The following is a 4,352-nucleotide window of genomic DNA, read 5'->3' as shown; positions in this document are numbered from 1 at the left end:
AACGCCTTGTTGGCGTAGCGGCTGACGGTTTCGGGCGGCCCCGGCTGCTGGTCGGCTACTGGCGCGGCCGGGCCTGGAGCCACTGCGGCCCGCACTGGCTTCTCCAACACCGCCGAATTGCGCTCGAGGAAATGTCTACGATTCATAAGGCAACACCGTAAAAAATGATGACAGCAACCCCACCGCCGGGCTTCGCGCAGTGCTCACCGCCAATTTCTTAGCTATGATACCGCCGCGCCGGCCAGGTTTAATGCAAGCCTACTCGCAATTCGGTGAATACCCTATGAAGCCCCGCCAAGGGCCCATAAAAAACGCCCAACCTTTGCAGGTCGGGCGTTATCGTCATTCAGAGAAAACGAGCGGGCTACTCGGCGCGGGCCATCAGGGCCTCGGCGGCGCGGGCAGCGGCGGCCGCTACGGCGGGCACCCGGCCGGCGGCGTAGAAATTGCGGTGGTAGTACGCCTGGTTCAGCGAGCTCACCATCACGCCGCCGTTGGTGGCCGAGTGGGCAAACTTACCGTCTTTCAGGTAGATGCCGACGTGATAGATGGGGCCGTGGCCGCGACGGAAAAACACGAGGTCGCCGGTTTGCATCTCGGCCTTGGGCACGCGCTGCGTGGTACCAAACATCGAGCGCGACGAGCGCTGCAGCGTAATGCCGTACACCTCGCGGAACACGCGCGTCACGAAGCCCGAGCAGTCGGTGCCGCGGCGCGAGCTGCTGCCGAAGCTGTAAGGGGTGCCAATCCAGTCGGTTACGGTGCGCAGCAGGTCCTTGTTCTCATCGAACGAGAGGTGCAGGCCCAGCGTCTGGGCGTAGTAGTGGTACGCCAGCGAGTCGCGCGAGGCGGCCAGCTCGGCGGGCGTGGGGGCGGGCTTTTCCGCAGCGGGCGTAGTGCCGGGCAGCGTGGGGTCGTTAGCGGGCAGCTCCGTCATCAGGTCCGGAAGCAACGATGCTTCGGCCGCGACCGGTGCCACCGAGGCACGGGCCGCAGCCGAAGCATCGGCCGGACGTTCAAAGAAGAAGGAGAGAGCTAGCGAACCAGCGGCGAGGCAATACAGGAGGCTGTTTTTCATTGTCCGTCGTTAGAGGGTAGTAGGGGCAAAATCCGGATTCCGATGGGGAGAAAGGAAGGGCCGGCTAGTAGCTTTCTTAGGCGATAGGCAAGGCCGAAACCGGCCGAGTGAAGAGGTGATGAATCAATCACAACCTGTTGAAATTATATTCGCTTCAGTACAGGTCGCTGGGTAAAACTAGGGCTAATAATCCAGACCGTCATCCTTTTTGGTTGAAAAAATTCTAAAATTCTTCTTAATTTATAATATTATAAAGGAAAATCACCTTTACACCTTGCAACCGTATTGCCAATCGGTTCGTAAATGCGCGCTTCGTTATTTTCTGTATCTTGCTCGTATGCAAAACATTCGCACCCGTGTTAATTCGCCCCTGGCCCGCATTGCCCGCCTCGTGCTCAAAGCCCCGCGCGTGGCCATGGTGGTGGGCCAAACGGTGCACCTGAGCGGCACCACCCGCGAGGAGTTTCTGGCCGATGCCGAATGGGTGGCACACGAGGCCGTGCACCTGCGCCAGTACCGCGAGCATGGCCTGCTGCCCTTCCTCTTGAAGTATCTGGTCGAGTCGGCTCGCGTGGGCTACTACCACAATAAGTTCGAGGCCGAGGCCCGCGAAGAGGCCCGCCGCGTGGTGCTCGCCGACCCCAGCCACGTGCTGCGCCCCCTACCCCGCCACGCCCGCGAAGCCTAGCCCTTTGCCGGTATAATTGCCCGATTTGAGCGAACTTTACCCAGAACCCGGCCCCGCTTACGGGCCGGATTTTGCCCGAAAAGTTGCGTTCTTCCTGCTCCATGACGTATCGGCGGTGGTTTCTATTAGTGGTGCTAACCCTGACGAGCGGTTGGGCAATGGGCCAGTCGTACCCACCGCCAGTAGTTCCGCTGGTGCTGCGCGACACGGCGCAGGATTATGCACTCGGGCCATTTAGCGCGCTGTTGGCAGTTCCCCCCGACTCGGCGTATTCGTTTGCCCGGGTGCAGGCACCGGCCTGGGCAAGCCGTTTCCGGAAATCGGAGAAGGAGGCGCCCTACGTGAGCGGCAAAAGAGAAGTATGGCTGCGCACCACAGTGCTGAGCGAAACCAGCCCGCACACCAATTGGGTGCTCAGAAGTAAGTTATTTGAGTCCAGCACGATAGATGTGTACGTTGAGCACCCCGATGGCAGCGTGCAGCGCCTGGCGCTGGGGCCCGACGGGCCGGGCGCACGGGGCCGCGTGGTGGCCAACCGCTGCTACAACCTGGTGCTGCCGCTGGTGCCGGGCCAGGCTACCACGCTGTATCTGCGCACCTGGGCCGGCATGCTTGACTATCGGATTAGCGAAATCAACCATTTGCAAAAGCTTAGCTACTGGGAGAACTTCCTCATGGGTCTGTTTTTCGGGAGCATGCTGATGCTGGCGTTGTACAACCTGTTCCTGTTCGTGTCGTTGCGCGAAGCCACCTACGGCTACTACGTGGCCTACGTGCTCAGCTTCGGCACCATGAACCTGCTGTATAAGGGTGTCGTGCTGTGGTGGCTGCCGGGGCTGAGCGTCAGCACCCATTTCACCCTGCGGCTGCTGGTTTCGGCTGCTACCACCGTTTTCAGTGCCTTGCTGACGCGGGCATACCTCGAGACCCGGCGGCTGGCCCCGCGGCTCGACTGGCTGCTGACGGCCATTGTGCTTACGGCCCCGCTGCCACTGTTGGGCCACTGGCTGTTGCCGGGGCACACGGCCTTGCTGGCGCAGGTGCTACCGCTATTTTCGGGCGGGGCCACGCTGCTGGTGGGCATGGCAGTGCTGCGCACCGGCTACCGACCCGCGCGCTACTACATGGTGGGGGCCGGGCTGGTGATTGTGTCTGTACTCGCCTATTCGTTGGCGCAATTGGGCCTGCTGCCATCTAACGAGTTGACGATGAACGGCACCGCCGTGGCCTGGCTGCTCGATTTGGTTTGTCTCTCGCTGGGCCTAGCAGACCGCATCAGCCTGGCGCAACAGGCCCGGCAAACGGCGCAACTGGAAGCCATGACGCACCTGCGCGAGAAAGAAGAAGCGCAACTGGCCGCCAACCACCAGCTGGCCACACGCGCCGCCGAGCTGGAACACGCCTATAACGAGTTGCGCACCAGCCTGGCCACCACCGAGCAGCTCAAAAGCCTGGATGAACTGAAAACCAATTTCTTCACCAATATCAGCCACGAATTCCGCACGCCGCTTACCCTCATTCTGGGCCCGGCCGAGGAGCTGGCCACCGAAGCCCCCGACGCCACCACCCGCGCTAAAAGCGAGCTGATTCGGCGCAATGCCGGGCGGCTGCTGCGCCTCATCAACCAGCTGCTCGATTTGAGCAAGCTCGAAGCCGGCGCCATGCTGCTGCTACCCGAGCGCGCCGACCTGGCGGCCTTCGCCCGGCAGCTGGCCGCCACGTTCGCCTCGATGGCCGAGGCCCGGAACATTGCGTTTCGCACCACCGGGCCAGCGCGGCTGCCATTCATATTCGATGCGCCCAAACTCGATGTGGTGCTCACCAACCTGCTCAGCAATGCCTTACGCTTCACGCCCGCTGGCGGCACCGTGGAGCCAAGCAGGCGCGAAGTACCGGCGGCTGGTGCCGTGCCGGCCGGGGTCGAGCTGCTGGTGCACGATACCGGGCCCGGCGTGCCCCCGGCTCAGCAGCCGCACTTGTTCGACCGGTTTTACCAAGGCAGCACGCCCGCCGTGCCCGGCACCCAGCCCGGCACCGGCGTAGGTTTGGCTTTGGTGAAAGAACTGACTGAGCTGCATCAAGGCACGGTAACGCTGGTTAGCCCACCGGGTGCCGGGGCCGCTTTTCGGGTGTGGCTGCCCCAGGGTCTGCGGCCCGCGCCGGCCAATGCCGCAGGGCTGGCCAGCGTTGAAACTACCGCCAGCCATCGGCCCGAGCTGGAGCTGTTCGATGCCGCGCCGGCCGAGGCCGATACTCCCGTGGCCAACCCAGAGGCTGATTTCATTCTGTGTATTGAAGACAACGAGGACGTGCGCACCTTCATTCGCAGCAGCCTGGCCCCGGCCGGCTACCGGCTGCTGGAAGCGCCCGACGGCCTGCGCGGCGTCGAAATGGCCTTGGAACATGTGCCCGACCTGATTGTGAGCGACGTGATGATGCCCGGCCTCGACGGCTACGGCGTGGTGCGCCAGCTCAAGGCCCACCCGGCCACCAGCCACGTGCCGCTGGTGCTGCTCACGGCCAAATCGGCCAGCCACGACCGGCTCGAAGGCCTCGAAACCGGAGCCGATGCCTACGTGGGCAAGC

At 63.0% G+C, this 4,352-nt stretch carries 3 protein-coding genes; 2 read left to right on the top strand and 1 reads right to left on the bottom strand.

Annotated features, from left to right (window positions below; translation table 11 throughout):
• Positions 1 to 364: 364 nt before the first annotated feature.
• A complete protein-coding gene (locus tag ACYVDE_RS15620; protein WP_460502469.1) occupies positions 365 to 1,078 on the bottom strand; it encodes a C40 family peptidase in 714 nt (237 codons plus the stop codon).
• Between the two features lie 337 nt (positions 1,079 to 1,415).
• Here ACYVDE_RS15620 and ACYVDE_RS15615 point away from each other — a divergent pair, with 337 nt between their 5' ends.
• Positions 1,416 to 1,766 (top strand): hypothetical protein, encoded by a 351-nt coding sequence (locus ACYVDE_RS15615; protein ID WP_460502468.1) that lies wholly within the window; start codon positions 1,416 to 1,418, stop codon positions 1,764 to 1,766.
• Positions 1,767 to 2,011: 245 nt separating this feature from the next.
• On the top strand, positions 2,012 to 4,352 hold a 2,341-nt coding region (locus tag ACYVDE_RS15610), incomplete at its 3' end, for a 7TM diverse intracellular signaling domain-containing protein (protein ID WP_460502467.1).

The sequence above is a fragment of the Hymenobacter agri genome, from assembly GCF_054778495.1.
Note: the sequence above shows the minus strand (reverse complement) of the source record. Positions and strands in the feature narration are given on the sequence as shown.